This is a genomic window from Bradyrhizobium sp. KB893862 SZCCT0404, assembly GCF_018130885.1.
GTDB lineage: Bacteria > Pseudomonadota > Alphaproteobacteria > Rhizobiales > Xanthobacteraceae > Bradyrhizobium > Bradyrhizobium stylosanthis.
On the sequence record NZ_JAFCLT010000003.1, the window covers coordinates 126,949 to 145,424 of the forward strand.

Annotated in this window: 18 protein-coding genes; 2 read left to right on the plus strand and 16 right to left on the minus strand. The window is 61.7% G+C overall.

Annotated elements, in window-relative coordinates:
• Positions 1 to 67: 67 nt before the first annotated feature.
• The gene (locus tag JQ617_RS14575) at positions 68 to 469 is read right to left on the minus strand and encodes a YbgC/FadM family acyl-CoA thioesterase (RefSeq protein WP_212026914.1); all 402 of its coding nucleotides are present in this window, start codon (positions 467 to 469) and stop codon (positions 68 to 70) included.
• 53 nt (positions 470 to 522) lie between these two features.
• Positions 523 to 966 carry a tol-pal system-associated acyl-CoA thioesterase gene (gene ybgC / locus JQ617_RS14580; protein ID WP_212026915.1) on the minus strand — a complete coding sequence of 148 codons (444 nt, stop codon included), beginning with the start codon at positions 964 to 966 and terminating at the stop codon, positions 523 to 525.
• Between the two features lie 35 nt (positions 967 to 1,001).
• Here ybgC and JQ617_RS40460 point away from each other — a divergent pair, with 35 nt between their 5' ends.
• A complete protein-coding gene (locus JQ617_RS40460; protein WP_502754881.1) occupies positions 1,002 to 1,241 on the plus strand; it encodes an IclR family transcriptional regulator domain-containing protein in 240 nt (79 codons plus the stop codon).
• Positions 1,242 to 1,523: 282 nt separating this feature from the next.
• Here the strand turns inward: JQ617_RS40460 and purU are convergent, their stop codons facing one another.
• The 11 genes from purU to JQ617_RS14640 form a co-directional block, all read right to left on the minus strand.
• A complete protein-coding gene (gene purU, locus JQ617_RS14590) occupies positions 1,524 to 2,408 on the minus strand; it encodes a formyltetrahydrofolate deformylase (protein WP_212026916.1) in 885 nt (294 codons plus the stop codon).
• Positions 2,409 to 2,466: 58 nt separating this feature from the next.
• Positions 2,467 to 3,357 carry a bifunctional methylenetetrahydrofolate dehydrogenase/methenyltetrahydrofolate cyclohydrolase FolD gene (folD, locus tag JQ617_RS14595; protein WP_212026917.1) on the minus strand — a complete coding sequence of 297 codons (891 nt, stop codon included), beginning with the start codon at positions 3,355 to 3,357 and terminating at the stop codon, positions 2,467 to 2,469.
• On the minus strand, positions 3,354 to 3,671 hold the full coding sequence (locus tag JQ617_RS14600) for a hypothetical protein (RefSeq protein ID WP_212026918.1): 318 nt from the start codon (positions 3,669 to 3,671) through the stop codon (positions 3,354 to 3,356). The genes folD and JQ617_RS14600 overlap by 4 nt, the downstream gene beginning before the upstream one ends.
• A 26-nt stretch (positions 3,672 to 3,697) precedes the next feature.
• Positions 3,698 to 4,492 carry an ABC transporter permease gene (locus JQ617_RS14605; RefSeq protein WP_349630613.1) on the minus strand — a complete coding sequence of 265 codons (795 nt, stop codon included), beginning with the start codon at positions 4,490 to 4,492 and terminating at the stop codon, positions 3,698 to 3,700.
• Positions 4,493 to 4,503: 11 nt separating this feature from the next.
• Positions 4,504 to 5,367 carry an ABC transporter permease gene (locus tag JQ617_RS14610; protein WP_212026919.1) on the minus strand — a complete coding sequence of 288 codons (864 nt, stop codon included), beginning with the start codon at positions 5,365 to 5,367 and terminating at the stop codon, positions 4,504 to 4,506.
• Entirely contained in the window at positions 5,364 to 6,383 is a 1,020-nt protein-coding gene (locus tag JQ617_RS14615) for an ABC transporter ATP-binding protein (RefSeq protein WP_349630615.1), read from the minus strand. The genes JQ617_RS14610 and JQ617_RS14615 overlap by 4 nt, the downstream gene beginning before the upstream one ends.
• Positions 6,384 to 6,491: 108 nt before the next feature.
• Positions 6,492 to 7,553 carry an ABC transporter substrate-binding protein gene (locus JQ617_RS14620; protein ID WP_212026921.1) on the minus strand — a complete coding sequence of 354 codons (1,062 nt, stop codon included), beginning with the start codon at positions 7,551 to 7,553 and terminating at the stop codon, positions 6,492 to 6,494.
• Positions 7,554 to 7,661: 108 nt separating this feature from the next.
• Complete coding sequence (locus tag JQ617_RS14625) at positions 7,662 to 9,341, minus strand: hydantoinase B/oxoprolinase family protein (protein WP_212026922.1); 1,680 nt, start codon at positions 9,339 to 9,341, stop codon at positions 7,662 to 7,664.
• Entirely contained in the window at positions 9,334 to 11,454 is a 2,121-nt protein-coding gene (locus JQ617_RS14630; RefSeq protein WP_249157112.1) for a hydantoinase/oxoprolinase family protein, read from the minus strand. Before JQ617_RS14630 ends, JQ617_RS14625 begins: the two co-directional genes overlap by 8 nt.
• 3 nt (positions 11,455 to 11,457) lie before the next feature.
• Complete coding sequence (locus tag JQ617_RS14635; RefSeq protein WP_212026923.1) at positions 11,458 to 12,234, minus strand: aspartate dehydrogenase domain-containing protein; 777 nt, start codon at positions 12,232 to 12,234, stop codon at positions 11,458 to 11,460.
• 66 nt (positions 12,235 to 12,300) lie between these two features.
• Positions 12,301 to 13,539 carry a pyridoxal phosphate-dependent aminotransferase gene (locus tag JQ617_RS14640; protein ID WP_212026924.1) on the minus strand — a complete coding sequence of 413 codons (1,239 nt, stop codon included), beginning with the start codon at positions 13,537 to 13,539 and terminating at the stop codon, positions 12,301 to 12,303.
• Between the two features lie 170 nt (positions 13,540 to 13,709).
• On the opposite strand from JQ617_RS14640, the gene JQ617_RS14645 reads away from it, so the two are divergent.
• Positions 13,710 to 14,606 carry a LysR family transcriptional regulator gene (locus JQ617_RS14645; RefSeq protein WP_212026925.1) on the plus strand — a complete coding sequence of 299 codons (897 nt, stop codon included), beginning with the start codon at positions 13,710 to 13,712 and terminating at the stop codon, positions 14,604 to 14,606.
• Positions 14,607 to 14,651: 45 nt separating this feature from the next.
• Here the strand turns inward: JQ617_RS14645 and JQ617_RS14650 are convergent, their stop codons facing one another.
• Genes JQ617_RS14650 through JQ617_RS14660 form a run of 3 tightly spaced genes read right to left on the minus strand, consistent with a single transcriptional unit; the run spans position 14,652 to position 18,467 of the window.
• On the minus strand, positions 14,652 to 15,299 hold the full coding sequence (locus JQ617_RS14650; protein ID WP_212026926.1) for a hypothetical protein: 648 nt from the start codon (positions 15,297 to 15,299) through the stop codon (positions 14,652 to 14,654).
• Position 15,300: 1 nt separating this feature from the next.
• Entirely contained in the window at positions 15,301 to 18,195 is a 2,895-nt protein-coding gene (locus JQ617_RS14655; RefSeq protein WP_212026927.1) for a 2Fe-2S iron-sulfur cluster-binding protein, read from the minus strand.
• The gene (locus JQ617_RS14660; protein WP_212026928.1) at positions 18,192 to 18,467 is read right to left on the minus strand and encodes a sarcosine oxidase subunit delta; all 276 of its coding nucleotides are present in this window, start codon (positions 18,465 to 18,467) and stop codon (positions 18,192 to 18,194) included. Before JQ617_RS14660 ends, JQ617_RS14655 begins: the two co-directional genes overlap by 4 nt.
• Between the last annotated feature and the right edge of the window lie 9 nt (positions 18,468 to 18,476).

Consider the following 18,476-nt stretch of genomic DNA (forward strand, 5'->3'; position numbering starts at 1 on the left):
CAAATCTATCGCCGCACGCGATGGAGTCGATAGGCCAGGGCCCATCGGCCGATCACTTATCGGGCGATCAGGAAATCAAATCGGCTTTCATCAGCGTACGAATTGATTTCGGGATCGGTTGGGCGCGGCCGCCGCTGATGAAGGCGACGCGCACCTCGGCCTTCACCAGTACGTCCTCACCGCGCCGCACCTCCTGCGCCAGCATGATGGACGCGCCCTTCACCGCGACCGGCCAGGTCACGATGTCGAGCACGTCGTCCATCCGCGCCGGCTTCAGAAAATCCAGATGCATCGAGCGCACGACGAAGGCAAAGCCGGACCCTTCCGTCTCGGCCTGGTCAAACAGCGCCTGCTGCTCGGCGCCCATCAGCCGGAGATGATTGGTGCGCCCGCGCTCCATGTAGCGCAGATAGTTGGCGTGATAGACGATGCCAGAAAACTCTGACTTGACGATGTCGCAACAAGCCAACGCATTGATTTCATTGGGGCGCTGGAGCGTTAAGGCGTGAACTAAAGGTAGACTCATATGTGATTTTCCATAGCAAGCCTCAGAGCCTTCGGGATACGCTGCGCTTTTCCGCCCGAGATAAACGCGACCCGTACCCGCGCCGAGACCAAGAGCTCGTCCCCGCGCCTGCACTCCTGCAGCAAATCAATTGACGCGCCTCTCATCTCTTGTGGGAGCGTGACAATATCAAGGACGTCGTCCAAAACTGCGGGTTTGAGAAAATCGATTGTCATCGAACGGACGACGAAGGCGAAGCTAGGGGCATCATTCCGCGCTTCCTCGAGCAGGGCCCGCTGATTGGTGCCGAGCAGGCGTAGGTAATTTGTTCGACCGCGCTCCATGAAATGCAGAAAATTAGCGTGATAAACAATCTGGCCGGCGTCGGTATCTTCAAAATAGACTCGCACCTGCATGCAGTGCCGGCCGTCTCGAATTTCGCCGTCAAGAGAAACTGTCACAGCTCGATCCCCTTAATTGCCCGTACAGCGACCAGTTGTCTTGCACAGAGGCGTTTTTCTGCGCAAGTGCAAAAATCCCGAGCGAGAGAATGCGCGAGAAGTTATGTCGCTCACTCACCCTGACGCGGTACACGGATAGCACCATGGTGGATTGCGCCACTCTCCTGAAGCTTCTCGCCGAGACACGCCGTCGCGGTTGGGCGAAGACCAATGAGAAATACGTGAAGGGCGTCTCGGCTGCGCGGTCCCCGTCGTTTCCCCTGACCGACAGCTAATAGCTTGTCTCGGCGTATCGGTGCCTCTGGTGCGAGTAAGCGCTGCAGAGCTTGATCGCTTCATCCCTCCCACTTCAAAGAGCCGCCGTGCTCCTGTCGCAAACCATCCTTCAGACGGACAGCGTTCGAGCATACTTGAGGATCAAAGACTTTCGGCACCGGCCCATAATGTGATCGTCTCCCGCCGAAGGCAAAGGTTACACGTTCGTATCGTGTCAGGTACGCTAGTGTAAGCTAGCCTCGGGACAACTCTGCCCAAGTGCCAGATTTTAGGCATCGGCATCAGCCATTTCGGTCCGAGCCATATGATCCAGGCGAGGCAGGAAAGACGATCGTTTTTTCGTCGTTGACCAGTACGCGGCGGTGTATGTGCGCATGGACCGCCCGCGCGAGAACTTGGCTCTCCACATCCCTTCCCAGACTCGCATAGTCCTCCGGGCTCTGCGCATGCGTCACGCGGACGGTGTCCTGTTCGATGATCGGGCCCTCGTCCAGGTCCGCCGTTACGTAATGCGACGTCGCTCCGATCAGCTTCACGCCGCGCTCGAACGCCTGCCGGTAAGGATTGGCGCCTTTGAAGGATGGCAGGAACGAATGGTGAATGTTGATAATCCGCCCCGACATCTTGCGGCACATCTCGTCGGAAAGAATTTGCATGTAGCGCGCCAGGATGACGAGTTCGGCCCCGGTCTCCTCCACGATTTGCATCTGCTGAGCCTCGGCGTCGGGCTTGTTCTCCTTCGTGACGCGGATGAAATGGAACGGGATGTCGTGATTCACGACGAGCTTCTGGTAGTCGAGGTGGTTCGAGATCACCGCGACGATATCGATCGGGAGCGCGCCGATCCGCCAGCGGTACAGCAGATCGTTCAGGCAATGGCCGAAGCGCGACACCATGATCACGACCTTCATTCGCTTGGATGCGTCATGTATCGCCCACTTCATGTCGAACTTCTCCGCGACAGCGGCAAAGCCTTCCCGCAAGGTTGAAAGCTGCGCACCTTCCTCGGAGAGGAAGCTCACGCGCATGAAGAAGCGATCACTCTCGGCATCATCGAATTGCGAACTGTCCGCTATGTTGCAGCCGCTCTGCGCGAGGAACGTAGCAATGGCGGCAACGATGCCCCGCCTGGCTGGGCACGTGACCGAGAGAAGGAAATGGCTCATGGACGATCTCGACTGGATTGGCAGGAATGCTGCCGGTTGGTGAAACGGCGCGGGCCTCTCAAACCGTCAAACCGAGCGGCTCTGGCAAATTTCTGGCGCGATGCGCTGCTGTCAGCGTGTTGACAAGGAGACAGGCGATCGTCATGGGCCCCACACCTCCCGGAACAGGTGTAATCGCACCAGCGACGGCTGCCGCCTCGTCAAAATTGACATCGCCGACGAGCCGAAACTCGTCGTCGCGCTCGACACGGTTGATGCCAACATCGATCACGGAGGCGCCTGGCTTGATCCAATCCCCTCGAATCATCTCGGCTCGCCCGACCGCGGCGATGAGAATATCGGCTCGTCGACATACCGAAGGAAGGTCACGCGTTCGACTGTGGGCCACGGTCACCGTGCAATTCGCCATCATAAGGAGCTGCGCCAGGGGCTTACCTACGATGTTTGACCGCCCTACGACGACCGCCTCGAGGCCCGAAAGGTCGCCGTGACGCTCTTTCAGCATCATCATGCAGCCGAGCGGGGTGCACGGCACCAACGCCTTCTGTCCGGTCCCCAGAAGCCCGACATTGGAGATGTGAAAGCCGTCGACGTCCTTGTGCGGCGCTATTGCGTTGACGACACGATCCGTATTCATGTGCGGCGGCAGCGGCAGCTGGACCAATATGCCGTCGACGGCATCGTCCCGATTGAGCTTCGCAACCAATTCCAGAAGCGCATCCTCGGAAGCATCAGCGGGCAGCCGATGTTCGAACGAGTTCATTCCGACTTCGCGAGTTTGGGCGCTCTTGTTCCGGACATAGACCTGGGAAGCCGGATCCTCACCCACGAGCACCACAGCCAAGCCACAGGTGACTCCGTGGTTCTCGCGGAGCCGCTTAGCAGCGTCAGCCGCCAGTAATCGAACTTGGGCCGCCCTGGCCTTTCCATCGATGATCTTACTTTTCATTCAGTTGCTCCGCTTGCGTTGGCGTTACGCAATTCTCTGCTTGAAGAACGCCAGATCGGCATTTCCACCGGAACGCACGACCACGGCTGCTCTATCTCGCAGATCGACATGGCCAGCCAACAGTGCGGCGAGCCCCACGGCGCCGCCGGGTTCGACAACCAATTAGGCTGCCGTGAATAGCAGCCGAACGGATTCCGCGACGTCATGGTCGGAAACCGCGAAACCGCCGGCGAGATTACGTCGAGAAGAGGCGTAACGACGTGCTTTCCATGCGGCCGTACTCGCGCCTGCGCAATATCGTCGATCGTTATCATAAGGTTATCCGTTGGCGTTCCGATGGCTACTTCGAGACAGCCTTCCCCAAACCGATGGCACGCTCCACAATCAGCACGATGCCGAGTGTGCCCAGCACCAGGAGCGCGGAGACGGCGGCGACGAGCGGATCGGTCCAGCTCTCGACGTAGTGATAGAGCGAGACCGGGAGCAGCTTCAGCTGCGTTCCCGCGATAAACAGCGAAAGCACGACTTCGTCGAACGAGACGATGAAGGACAGCGCCGCGGATGCGACGAGTGCAGGCGTCATCAGCGGGAGCGTGATCCGGCGGAAGATCTCCCAAGGGTCGGCTCCGAGCGTCCCGGCTGCGTCCTCGACAAAGGGCGGCATGGTGCTGAGACCGGTGATGAGCACTCGCAAGGCGTACGGCAGGGTAATGACAAGGTGTCCAATGATGACGCCAGGCCAGCTGCCGACCAGACCGTAGCCGGCGAATACGACGAGGATGGCGAGGCCCAAGACGATGCTGGGCAGCAAGAGCGGCGCGGTGAACAGGGACGTCAGAGCATCGCGCCCCCGAAAATGCCCGCGCGTCAACGCGACGGCAGCGGGCATCGCGACAACGAGCGTAATGGCAGTCACGCACGAGGCAACGATCAGGCTGTTTCGAAACGCCGTTACCATCTCGTCATTATGAAGGAGCGCAACGTACCATTTCGTGCTCCAGGCCGACGGCGGCCAGGCCACATAAGCGTCGGCGGAGAATGATATCGGGAAAACCAGGATCACCGGAGCGAGCAGGAACATCATGATCGAGACGATGGCCAGCGCGTGAAGGCTTCGGGAGATCTTTGTCAGCACGACCCGCCTCCTCACTCGACGATCTTTGCGAGCTGACCGTAGAACAGCAAGGCCGTTCCGAACACGATCAGTATCAGGACCGACAGGCAGGCTGCGACCGGCCAGTTCAGAGTGACGATGGCCTGATCGTAGATCTCGGTTGCGAGCAGCGCCACCCGGCCGCCGCCCAGCATCTTGGGCGTTATGAAACTGCTCACGGCGAGCACGAAGCAAAGCAGGCACCCCAGCAGAACTCCGGGCATGCTGAGCGGAAAGACAATTCGGCGGAACACCGTGAGCGGACCGGCTCCAAGCGTCTCGGCGGCCTGTTCCAGGGTCGTGTCCAGCTTCCCGAATCCGGAGAGCAGAGAGAGGATCATGTAGGGCATGAGAATTTCGGTCATGCCGATGATGACGCCGAGCTGGCTGTTGATGAGGCGCGGCGGCGTCACGTTGAATGAACGCAGCAGCGCCGGCAGGAAGCCCTGATCGCCGAGGATGACCATCCAGCCGTAGGTGCGCACGACGGCAGAGATCAGCAGCGGCGAAATGCACAGCACGATGAGCAGCGCCTTGGCCCTCTCGGCGCGGCTGACGAACAGCGCAAGAGGATAGGAGAGGACCAGCGTGATGAACGTGATGAGCGCGCCGATCCAGACCGTTCGCCACAGCATCGACCAATAGTATGTGTCGGTGACCAGGGAACGCCAGGTCGCGAGGTCCATGCCCTCCTTCATCGATCCGGTCGCCGTGGCTTCCCGGAACGACATGGCCACCAGATTTGCGACCGGTGCAATGAAGGCTATGACGTTCACAAGGACGATGGGCAGAAGAAGCGTTATGAGCAGCCTTCCGCCGCTGGTTCCTGTCCCTTCGTCGGCGGTCGACACGGTCATCCCGCGACCTCCGTGGAGAACGTCAGTGTGTCCTGCGTTTTCCAGCGTAGCGTGACGGCGTCGCCGGGCTGCAAGGGCTCCGCCGCCGAGCTCGTGGCCTTTTCGACGTGCAGGAGACCGCCCGTGGTCGCCACTTCATACTGAAACGTATCGCCGACATAGGTCACATGACGGACCGTGCCGGTGACGGCATTCTCCTCCGGCGAGGTCACGCTCTCCGCACCCGATGCACTCAGGTCGATCCGATGAGGCCGGATCATGATCAGCACACGGCCCGCGCCGCTACCGTCCTTCGCCCGGATCAGGGAGTCACCCACGGCGATGGCGCCGTCATTCCGCCATTGCCCCTCCAGTCGATTGATCCGGCCGACGAACTCGGCCACCATCGGCGTAGCGGGATTCTCGTAGATGTCGTGAGGACTGCCGATCTGCTCCAGCTTGCCGCGATTCATCACGACGATCCGGTCGCAAATGGCCATGGCTTCCGTTTGATCGTGCGTGACGAAGACGGTGGTCATCCGCAGGCGCTGCTGGATCTCCCGAATCTCGTTGCGCATGCTGTCGCGCAGCTTCGCGTCCAGATTGGATAGCGGTTCATCGAGCAGCAGAATGTCGGGCTCGATCACGAGCGCGCGCGCAAGAGCAATTCGCTGCTGCTGCCCGCCCGAAAGCTCGCGGGGCTTGCGTTCCGCAACGCCAGCCAGATGAACCATTGCGAGCGCGGATTCGACTCGCTTGGCGATATCCGATTGCTTCACCTTGCGCATCTGCAGGCCGAACGCGACATTCTCCGCGATCGTCATATGCGGGAACAGGGCGTAGGACTGGAACATCACCCCCATATTGCGTCGGTAGGTCGGCAGCCGGGTGACATCCTGACCGCCGACCTTGATCTTGCCCGACGTCGCCTGAACGAGACCGCTGATCATCCGGAGGGTCGTGGTCTTGCCACAACCCGATGGGCCGAGAAGGCCGAGCAGCTCGCCCTGTCCGAGCGAGAACGACAGATCGGACACCGACGGCGCAAAGTTGCCGTACCGCTTTTCTAAAGACTCTACCTCTAGGTACAATTTAACCCGTCACCTGCGTGACGCCCCTGCGCTGGATGCCGATCTTCGAGAGGCCTAGCTGCGGCTGATCACGTTCCGACGCCACTGCTCGGTGATCTTGTCCCTGAACTTGGCAACCTCGATCCAATCCACGTCGATCATCCGGGCCATGCGCTCCGGCGTTGCCGCCGTCCGCTTCCGCGCTTCCTCGGAGATTGAAGCGCCCTTGTTGGTCGGCACGTAGTAGAGTGCCTCGGTGAACGCCGACTGCGCTTCCGGGCTCAGTGCATGTGACATGAACTGAAGCGCTGCCTCAGGCTGCTTGGACCCGTTGACGAGGTTGATCGTGTTGATCTGGGCGATCGACCCTTCTTCAGGCATCGCGACCGCCATGCGATCCGGATTCTGCTTGGAAACGGTTTGCGCACGGGCATTGTAGCCGATGCCGAGGTCGACAACCCCGTTCGCAAGCGCCGCATAGGGATTGGGTTTGGGATCCCAGGTCTGCACCAGCGGCGCCATTTCGCCCAGCAGCTGGATTCCCTTGTCGATCGACTGGCGATAGTCTCCACCTCCCGCCAGCTTGTTCGCGATCAGCGTCAGCCCGACGCCGAGCAAATTGGGCGGAGCATCGATTGCGATGCGACCTGCATGCTGCTTGTTCCAGAGCTCCCTCCACGACGTCGGCGGGGTCGGGAACTTGTTCAGGGCGTACATCATGACGATGGTATCAAACGTTACGGCCGGACCTGGCACACCCTCGATGAGAGCTGCGGGGACCAGTTCCTTCATGACCGGAAGCTGTTCCGCGGTGACCGGCTTGTAGATGCCTTCATCGCCGCCGGCCTTGGCCACGACAACGTCCATGATGCAGACGTCGATCTGCGGCGCCGCCCTCTGTGCCCGCAACATTCCGAGGTTCTGGGCGGACGTCGGCATTCCCATGTAGTCCACACGGATGCCGGGGTTCGCCTTCATGAACGGCTCGATGACCGTCTTCTTGTAGATATCCTCGAAGATGTCGCTGTACGCGGCGACGGTGATCTTCCGCTCCTGTGCGCTTGCCTTGGTAACCCACGGCATTGCCACGCCCATGGCGCCCAGAGCCAGAACTTTACGTCGTGTGAAATCCTGCATCGGTTTCTCCTGTCTCACGTTGAACAATCGTCTTGCTGCGCGCTCATCTTCGGAGTCATTTTTTTGGTAACCGTCCCGGCATTGGCCCGGGCCAGGATCCTGAAGAGCTCAGGCCCCGCCGGGGTAATGCTGCTTCACGTATTCATCAGAGAATTTGCCCGACGCCAGATCCTCGCGGACCGCCTCGGGGCGTCGCTCGGCCGCAGGACCGTAACCGCCGGCCCCGGCGGTCTCGAGCACCGCGACATCGTTCGGCCGCAGCCGAATGCAACACGCCTTGGCGGCAAGTTCCTTGACCTGGCCGTCGTCGGAGCGAATGTAGAAGCGGCCGGTGGCTCCGTCCTCGCCACCGAACAGCCCCCAGGGCTTGTGAACGAACCGCTCTCCGACCCCGTTGAACTCGCAGGCGTGACCGATCGGCCGGATGGTGCGCCGGATCCCCAGTCCGCCCCGGAAACGACCTGCGCCTCCGGTGTCCTCGATCAGGGAATATTCCTCGACACGAAGAGGATATTCGAGCTCGATCGCTTCGACGGGAAGGTTGGACGTGTTCGTGATGTTGACCTGGACGCCATCCTTGCCGTCGAAAGTCGCACGCGCACCCATGCCGCCGCCGAGCGTCTCGAGATAGACGTAGAGCTGCCCCGTCCGCGGATCGGTGCCGGCAAATACGGCGCTTGTATTTGCGCCGTTGGTGCCCGCGACCACGCGGTCCGGGACCTGCTCGGCGAGCGCGCCGAACACGCAGTCGACGACCCGCTGACATGAGTTGGCGCGCAAGGCGACCGCCGCGGGAGCGACGCAATTCACGAATGAGCCGAGCGGCGCCTTGATTTCGATCGCGTCGAAGATGCCGTGATTGTTCGGCACGTTCGGGTCCAGCAGGGCCTTGAGCGCGAAGCACACCGCCGACTGGGTCGCATTGAAGACCATGTTGAAATTGCCACGCACCTGCGGGTCGCTGCCCTCGAAATCGAAGAGAATCCGATCGTCCTTCTTTTCGATCTTGAGCGCGATCTTGATGTCCTCGGTGCCCGCGCCGTCATCGTCCATGAAGTCGGTGAAGGAGTAGACGCCATCCGGCAGCGAGGCGATAGCCTTGCGCATCCGCATTTCGGTGCGCGCAATCACTTCGGAGAAGATGGTCGAGATCCTGTCGCCACCATGCTCTCGCAACATGTCCTCGAGCCTGGACACTCCGAGCTTGCAGGCCGCGATCTGCGCGTTGAGGTCGCCGCGGCGCTCCTCCTCGAGACGCATGTTGAGCAGCAGGAGCGTCAGCAGATCTTCATTGAGCACGCCCTTGGAATAGAGCCGGATGATCGGAATCCGCAGCCCTTCCTTGTAGATCTCGTCGAGGCCACCAGACATCGAGCCGACCGCCGCTCCCCCGACATCGGCATGGTGAATGATGTTGGCTACGAATCCGATCAGGCGGGTGCCTTCGAAGACCGGCATTGCCATGTTGATGTCGGGGAGATGCGTGCCGCCGGCAACGTGCGGGTCGTTGGCGATGAAGACGTCACCGGGATGGATGTCACTGCCATACCTTTTCAGGATGAAGTCCATCAGGCCCCGCATCGATGCGAGATGGATCGGCAGCGCCATTTCCGCCTGCACCACCAGCCTCCCCTGCGCGTCGGCAATCGCCGTCGAGTGATCGTGGCGCTCTTTCACATTGGTGGAAAACGCACTCCGCATGATGCTGATGAAGCATTCGTCGGCGATCGACTTCAGGCCATTCCAGGCGATTTCAAGGGAAATCGGATCAATCGCGATCTCAGACATTGTTGATTTCCATGATCATGTTGAGGGCCGCATCGACCGTGATTTGGGCCCAGGGCGGGACCACCGTGGTCGAGTCGAGCTGCGTGATAATCGCCGGGCCCTTGATGGTGGCGCCCGTCGGAAGGCCTGAGCGGTCGAACATCGGCGTCGGAACGGATCCCGCTTCGTCAAACCAGGCAGCTTTGGTATCGCGCGGCTCAAGCCGCTGGGCCGGAGTTTCGGTTGCCGACTGCCGCTGGGGAAGCTTGGCAATTGTCCGTAGCCGGACGTTCACGATCTCGATCGGCGCCTGCTCGTCGTAGTGGCCGTAAGCCCGCAGATATTCGGCGAAGAACGCCGCCCGCAGGGCATCGGCTCCCGGCAACACCGGGCGGCCGGAGCCGTTCGCGACCTCGACGCTAAGCTCATAGTTCTGACCGACATACCGCATGTCCAGCGACAGGACGAGACGGGTTTCGAGCGCGCCTTCGCCTTCCTGGGCAATCCAGGCCTCGCCTTGCTTGATGAGGTCCGCAACGACGGTTGCGGCGACCTCCATGTCCCCGGTGACACGGGTCCGGCAGCTTGCGACGAAGTCTTCCTGCAGATCCGACAGGATCAGGCCTTCGGCACACAGAATTCCCGGCGCACGCGGGACGATGATGCGCTTGATGCCAAGCGAACGTGCGACGTCGGCCGCGTGCAGCCCACCGGCACCGCCGAAAGGCATGAGAACGAACTTGCGCGGATCGTAGCCTCTTTCGATCGTCACGGCCCGAATGGCGCGAACCATATTGGATGTCACGATGCCGACGATGCCGAGCGCCGCCTTCTCCACGCTGAGGCCGAGTTCGGACGCGATCGGCTCGACAGCCTTGACGGCAAGGTTGCGATCGATGGTCATGTCTCCGCCGGTCAGCGTGACGGGCAACCGACCCAGAATCACATTGGCGTCGGAGACGGTGGGAAGCGTGCCGCCACGGCGATAGCAGGCCGGTCCCGGCACTGCCCCCGCGCTTTCGGGGCCGACCTTCAGCAGGCCATCCCCGCCCAACCTTGCGATGGATCCGCCGCCTGCGCCAACCGTGTGAATGTCAACCATCGGCAACCGGATTCGGAAGCCGGAAATGTCCCGGGTGCTCGCGATGGCGGTCCTGCCGGCCTGGATCAGGCAGACGTCGGTGCTGGTGCCTCCGATGTCGAGCGTGATGATGTCGAGGATGTCGGACATCGCGCCTGCGCCGGCCGCGCCGACAGCGCCCGCGGCGGGACCGGACAATGCCGTGCGGACCGGGAAATGCGCGGCCCTGTCCACCGACATCAGACCCCCGCTCGACTGGAAAATGCCGAACTCCGCGTTTGGCGCGACCGTCGTCACCTCGGCTTTCAGCCGATCCATGTAGCGGCCTACCTCGGGCTGAAGGAACGCATTGATCAGCGTGGTCGAGAACCGCTCGAACTCACGAAACTCCGGCTGGACCTCGCTGGACACGGAAACGAAAACATCGGGGAATGCTGCACGCAGCGCCGCGGCGACGCGCTTCTCATGAGCGGGATTCAGGAACGAGAAGATCAGGCAAACTGCCACCCCTTCGATCTGCGGCTGCTTCTTCAATTCCGCGACCATTGCGTCGATTGACGCGTCCGACAACTCGCGGATCACCTCACCCGCCGGCCCGATACGCTCATCGACCTCGAAGCGAAGCGCGCGCGACGCCAGAGGCTGGGGGGCGTCGAGTTGCAGATCATAGATGTGCGGCCGGACCTGACGGCCGATCTCGACGAGATCGCGAAAGCCCTTCGTCGTGACCAGAGCCACTTTGGCGCCCTTGCGCTGAAGCAGCGCGTTGGTCGCGACAGTCGTGCCATGTGCGAAACGCGAAATTGCCTTTGGGTCGATACGATACTTCTCGGTGAGCTCTCGCAGCCCATGCAGAACAGCGCGCGAGGGATCGTCAGGCGTCGAGGGCCGTTTGTGAACCAGCACGCGCCCCGTCGCTAGATTCCTGGCCGAAAAGTCGGTGAAGGTACCACCGACGTCGACGCCGACGACCCAGTTTTCACCCGAGCTGTTTTTTTGAAGCATTGTCGGCCTACCTATCCCTCGTCGGAAGGCAATCCCTCGATTGCCCATCTCCTAGCCATTGACGATTCCTTCGGACGCCAGAATCCGCCGCACCGAGCCGGCAGCCGATCTGGGGGTGTAAGCCCCCGTGACGCCGCCAAGCGAGCGCGATGCGACCGAGAAGTCCCAAGCGAACCCTTTTCCGGAAACTTGAATGCGATGATTCATCTCGTCGGTTCCTCGCTTCACCACCACGATGCTTTTGGTCCGATCAAAACCGATGCCGGCAATGGCGATCGCGGCATGCACATTCACGTTTCGCGGGAATTTCCGACAGACTTCCCTGGCGGGGCCCTCGAAGACGACGCCCTCGGCACTGTCCTGCAAACCCAATCCAGCGGCGCTCTTGGTGGTTGTGATCGTCACGTCTTCGATGCAGTCGCGTCCATCGACGAGACCATCGAGACCCAGGATCGCGCCGTGGGGCAGAAAGAACCGTGTGCCATTTGCCCGGCAGCTCTCGGTGATGGCACGTTCGACATCAGGTCGGGCCAGGGCGGAGCAGCTGAACCCGCAAAGATCGGAAGACACGAGGACACGTGGCGCGATCGCCGCCAGTACGTCGGCATGAGCGGCCTCGAACACGACGTCGACCGGTCGCGCCAATGCCTCTTCGAGGTCGTGGACGCAGAGCCCGGGATCCAGCCACTCGGAACTCCGCATGGAAGCGCGACCTGCGCGCGACGCGAGGACATACGCCACTTCGGCCTGCTCGCAACGGAGCACCTCGTCGTAGATGGCCTTTCCGATCAGGCCCGCGCCGATAATGCCGATCCTACGATACTTCATCGACGTAGCTTCCCACCAGGGACGGAGCGAAGTGCACGCATGGGCAAGCGCATGAATTCAACGTGGTCATGCCCTCCGCGCGATACGTTGAACGCGATATCGATCGATCAACGCGGCGGTCCTCTCAACTGCCGCGACAGCCGCTTCATGATCCTGCGAGTAATTGAACCGGATGCTCCCGAAGCTGCGCGGGCCGAACTCCGCTCCCGGCGTCACGGTCACGCCGGCCTGCTGCCTCAAGGCGCGCACGAAGTCGATCGGGGAGATCGTCAGCTCCGGCAGCCTCGGGAACAGATAGCTGCCGGCCTCGGGGATTCGTAGCGCAAGTCCCTCGACGCGATTGAGAATGCCGATCAGATCGTCGCGGATCGCCTGGTGCTGCCGAATGCGGTCACGCATCCAGCCGTCCGGTTCGGCGAGCCAGGTATTGAGAACAGCCTGGCTGTAGCCGGCGGCGCGCAATGAGACGATGGCTTGCAGCTTGGCCATGCGCTCGATGATTGCGCTTGAGCCGAAGGCCACGCCGAGTCGAAAGCCGCTGAGCGACTCCGTCTTCGAAGGCCCCATGATCGTGATGAGGTTTTCCCGCGCCGTCGACCTGGCCCGGAGATGAGTATACGCCTGTCCCTCATAGAGCAGGCGCGAGTACAGCTGGTCGACGATAACCGTCGCACCGAACTTGTCGGCCAGTTGCGCAATCGCGTCGATCTCGGCTTCCGAATAGACGACACCGGTTGGATTGTTGGGATTCGAGAGAACGAGCACCTCGGCGCCGCCCCTGAAGGCCGTCTCGAGCTGATCGAGGTTGAGGCCCGCCCGCCCCGTCGATCCCAGATAGTCCAGATCGACAGGAACCAGCACGCCATCGAAGAACCGGACCAGTTTTCGATTAGCGAAATAGTCGGGCTCGACCACGGCAACCTTGGTCCCCGAGGTCACGGTGGCTCCCATGGCCAGAAACAGGGCCCCCTGCGTTCCCGGCGTGACGATCAGGTCCTCGGCAGCCGTCAGCGGAGCCCCGGTAAAGGCCCCCAGTCGCTCCGCTACGACATCACGAACTGCAGCGTCGCCGAGATATTCGGTGTAGGCTTGGGAGCCGCCTCGGCGATAACCGTCAAGAAACGCATCGAGCGCCCCGGGAGCCGGCAGGAACGCATCCACATCGCCATGAGAGAAATCGACCGGCTTGCCGTCGATCACAGCCCCGTGCAAGACGCTCTCCGAGGACGTCGACTTTAGTCGCACCTCCTGGCCGGGGGCGTTTTCGGTGGCGAGATCAGCGAACTTTCTCTGGATCGAATTCATCGTCAACGCCCGCCATCCTCTGCCGTTTTATCCGCAAAGTGCTGATTGCGACTTATGCAGCGTCTTTGCCGCCAGGATCATCCCCTCGTCATAATCGGTAGGGCTTGCGGGCCGGCGGTCCAAGAAATAAAAATCGGCCCAGTGACCCTGTTTTCATTTGGCGGTCGTTTATGAGAAATTTGCCTCCCCTCAGCGGGCTTGAGGCGTTTGAGGCGGCCGCGCGGCATCTGAGCTTCACAGAGGCTGCGAAGGAGTTGAATTGCACGCAGGCCGCGATCAGTCAGCGTGTGCGCGGCCTGGAAGCATATCTTTCGCGGCAACTTTTCGTGCGCCGGCGGAACGGGCTGCAATTGTCCGAAGTGGGCGAAGCCTACCTCCCCGGTGTTGCGGAAGCCCTCAATCTCGCGGCGGCGGCAACCGAAGGCTTGCGCGGCAAGAATGTGCCTCGCACAGTGACCGTCTCGGCCCCGGTATCGTTCCTGAATTTGTGGCTGGCCGCCCGGCTTAGCGACTTCCTGAACGACAACCCGAATGTCCCGGTTCGCCTGAACAGTGCGATCTGGACCGATCCCAACGCCGAATTGGCCGACATCGTCGTCGAGGTTCACGACGTCTCGGAGCTGGACCCGCACACGCCTCATTTGCCGACCGAAAGCCTGGAGCTGGTCTGCGCACCCGCATTAGCCGAGCAGCTTTCCACCGGGACGCTGCAGAATGTGATGAACTCGTCGAGGAAAATATTGATCCAGGGCCGACATAGTGTCTGGGAACGCTGGGCGGCGGAGCTTGGCATCAATCTGGACGGCGACGTCCCCGCCATGAAGGTCGACAACTCGGCGACTGCGCTCGAGGCAGCCGCCCAGAACCTTGGCTTCGTCGTCACCTACTCGTCCTATTGCGAGCCCTACCTCAAATCCGGTCGCTTGGTCAGCTGGAGCAAGGCTACCGTGAAGACCACGCTGTGCCTCGCCCTCACAGGCACGCCCGACAAGCCGCTGTGGCATCCCGCTCACAAGGTTCTTGAGTGGCTCAAACACGAATTTCAGAAGGAAGTACGTTCAGGGTAGACACGGCAGCGCCCCTTGATCGCACAGTGTCGTTGCAGGCCCGAACTATCCGATCGCGAGCTCTCGCAAGCTCCGCATCATGAAACTTGCCGAGGCAACATCAAAGAACAGGTCGAAGCCATGCCGGCCAGTCCGGTCCGTGCGAACCAGGATGCAGTCCATCTGCGCAACCCGTGACTGCACGACGCTCCGAACCGGCAAGCGATCGGCATTGAGATCGACCGGGCAGGTTTTGGCGAGAAGCTCGGCCACGTCAGCCCCGCCGACGTGAAACCAGGCCCAGACCTCTTCCCGCCAGGCATTGAAGCCCTTGCGCGCGGGGCCGCCAGCTTCCCAGTCAGCTCGTAGGGCGCCCAGGGATGATGACTGTTCCAGGGATTGGGGCAGGAACAAATAGTCCTCGGCGCCAAGGCGCACGATGTCCAGTCCCCGCGCGGCGATCGGTGCCAGGGTGTTGATCCTCTCAGGGAGCGCAATTCCCTTGGATCGTAGCCAGTCGCTGGCACCTCTACCCTTCACTCCGAAACGACCATATCGGGTGAGATCCATCAGCTCGATGGGTCTTCCGCCTTTCCTTTCGAACAAGATCATCGTGTTGTGGGAGACCCCATGGCTGGACGGAGGCTCGCCATCCGAGATTTCGGCATATGCGTCGCCCAACGGCGTCCGCCGACTCGTCGCAAGCAGAGCCATGTCAGACCTCCTGACGCTTGTTTGCGGGGTCGAAGAAGTGCGGAGACACAATTCCCGCCTGCAATTGCACGCCCTTTCGGGTCTTGATCACCGCGGTCTTACCCGGCTCCGCCAGGTCCGCCGGCACGAAGGCCAGACCGATCCATTTTCCCAGAGTTGGCGAGAAACACGTCGACGTGACATGGCCGACGGCCGCGCCGCCTTGCAGGATCAGGCAGGCTTCGTCCGGCTTGTCCTGCACCGACGCCGGAAGCTCGAAGCCGACCAGCCGGCGCTTGGCAGGAAGACGGCGAAGCAGTTCGATCGATCTCTTGCCGATGAAGAAAGGCTTCTTCATCGCCAGAGCCCATTCCATTCCCAGCTCGTCCGCTGTGCTGACGGCATCGGTATCCTGGCCGATGATGATGTGGCCTTTCTCCAGCCGGAGGATACGCGACGCTTCGAGCCCGTACGGACGAAGTCCAAATGGCTTGCCCGCATCCATGAGAGCGTCCCACAAGGCCTCGCCATAGGATTGAGGCGTATGCAGCTCGAAGCTGAGCTCGCCGGAATAGCCGATGCGCATGATGCGGACCGGACAATTGGCGACCCGGCCGGCGCACCCGCCCAGGAAGGGGAGCGCTTCCGAGGCAACGTCCATGCCTCCGGCCGCTTCCAGAACCTGCCTCGCGAGCGGCCCGGTGAGATTGAAGGCCGCAAAGCCGGCGGTCACGTTGTGGATGTCAACGTCGAGTCCCCACTGAACGTTCTGCCAGCACATGTCGGCGTAGATGCGATCCACCCCGCCCGTGGTCGCCGTGACGTAGTAATGATCCTCTGCGATCCTGAACGCGACGCCGTCGTCGATGACCGACCCCATCTCGTTCAGTGTCAGGCAATAGCGTACCCGGCCGACCGGCTGCTTGGCGTAGTTCATCGTGCAGAAGCGATCGAGGAGCACACCTGCGTCCGGTCCGCGCAGCTCGATCTTGCCGAGCGTGGAAACATCCAGCATACCCACTCGCTGCCTCACGAGGTTTACCTCGTCGACAATCGCGGCATCTCGCGTTCTCTCGTCGCCGTAATACAGCGGTCGCCACCATGCTCCCACCGGCGTCATCTTTGCGCCGGCCTCGACATGGCGATGATGCACCGACGTGTGACGATAGCGGCTCTGCTGAATTCCAGCGAGGAGCCCGAGCTTTTCGGGCCCGAACGGCGGACGCGATGTAGTGACGCCGATATCGGCGACCTTGCGCGCGGTGGCTTCAGCGACGATGCGGGCGGTCGCCAAGGCCGAATGGCGGCCTTGCGACGGCCCCATGCCGACCGTCGAGAAGCGCTTGACCAGCTCGAGCTCGCCGTAGCCGGTCCGGACAGCGTCCACGATGTCCTTGATCTGGAGATCTTCATCGAAATCGACGAAATCACGCCCCTTCGGATGCCCGACAAGGGGAAGCTCGAAGCTGCTGACGCCTCGCTCGTCGTCTTGAGGGATGTCGATGTCGGCCGCAGAGAGGCCCAGCGTTTTTGCGGCCCCCGCTCCCGCCTTCCGCCCCGCGGCGAGAACCGCCGACAGGGAAAAGTTGCCGGCGACGGATCCTGCCAGCGTCAGATGAGCCGGGACGTTGGAGAGAGCAAATTGCGCTGCCCCGTCGTCATAGCTCAGCTTCGCCCCGGCCTGCAGGGCGAGCTGATAGGTTGGCGTGTAGGCGCAGGAAACCGACAGAAGGTCGCAATCGATCCACTCCGATACTCCGCTGCCTGCAATCACAATCCTCGCGGCCTTCAGATGCTTGTTGCCCGCGTTGCCCGCAGCTTCCGCCACCGTCGCATTCAGGATGACTCGCACGCCCTTCGCCGCGAGGTCTTCGGCAAGCGAGGCATGCTGCTGCGTGCTCCGGGGATCAACGACCGCCGCCACCGCGACGCCGGCCTCGACGAGGTCGAGCGCGACCCGGTAGCCGTCACGGTTGCCGGCGAACACGACCGCGCGCCCGCCTGGCTTCACGGCATAGTGCCGCATCAGTCGCTGTACCGCCGAACCCAACACAATTCCCGGCAGGTCGTTATTGCGGAACGGAATCGGTTGGTCGAGCGACCCCGTGCACAGGATCACCTCTTTCGCGCGAACCTTCAGTAGCCGGTTCCCACTGATGATCGGCACCCAATTGTCGGCGTACCAGCCGTTCGCGACGGCGCTCGTCAAAACGTCAATGCCCAAATGCGCTTCGACCTGTCGCCTCAAATCGCGAAGCAGCTGCGCCGTCGACTCCGGCTTGTCGTCGAACCGCGCATAGGTCAGGGAGCCACCAAGCTCGGGATTCTCGTCGACCAGCAGGACGCGCGCACCCGCGGTGCCGGCTTCGATCGCGGCCGACATGCCAGCGGGTCCGCCACCGACGACCAGGACGTCGCAGAAGCGGTTCTGCTTCTCATAGCGAACCCGAGGCGCGGTCAGGTCGACCTTGCCGAGACCTGCTTTTTTCCGGATCAGCGGCTCCCAAAGCCGAAGCCAGCTGTTCTTGCCCGGACCGAAGAACGTTCGGTAGTAGAAGCCGACCGGCATGAAGCGTCCGAGCCGATCGAGCAGCGCGTCGCGGTCGTTGTCGAGCGAGCCATTCACATTCTGAGCCGTGGCCTGGAGGCCCTCGCGCAGCGGATAGACATCGGCCAGGACGTTTGGCTCACCCGCCACCTGGACAAGCGTGTTCGCATCCTGTCCCGCCATGGTCAGGACGCTTCTCGGCCGGTGATATTTGAACGACCGGGAAATCAGCCACTGGCCGGACGCGACGAGCGCGCTCGCTATGCTATCGCCGGCGAGCCCGCGAAATAGCTTGCCTTCGAACGTGAAGGCCAGCGTCTCGTTTCGATCGATGCGGGTCCCGTATGGTGCGGGTAGACGCGGAATCATGACTTGCTTTCGGTGCGTGGAAGTTCGCTCGGGCTGTAGGTCGCGATGATTTCGTCGGTCACGGTGTGCCGTTCGGCGATGAAGAAGTAATTGGACGGCGTATGCCGCCACCACTCGCGAATGATTCCAGCCTTGTTCTCGTGATAGAAGAGATAGTGTGACCAGCCGGAATCGTTGATGGATTGCGCATCGAACGCGTCGTGAACCGGCCCGAAGCAAGTGAATTCGCTGATGTTGCGCGGCCCGTTCAAAGGGCAATTCATGATCTTCATCGGTGAATC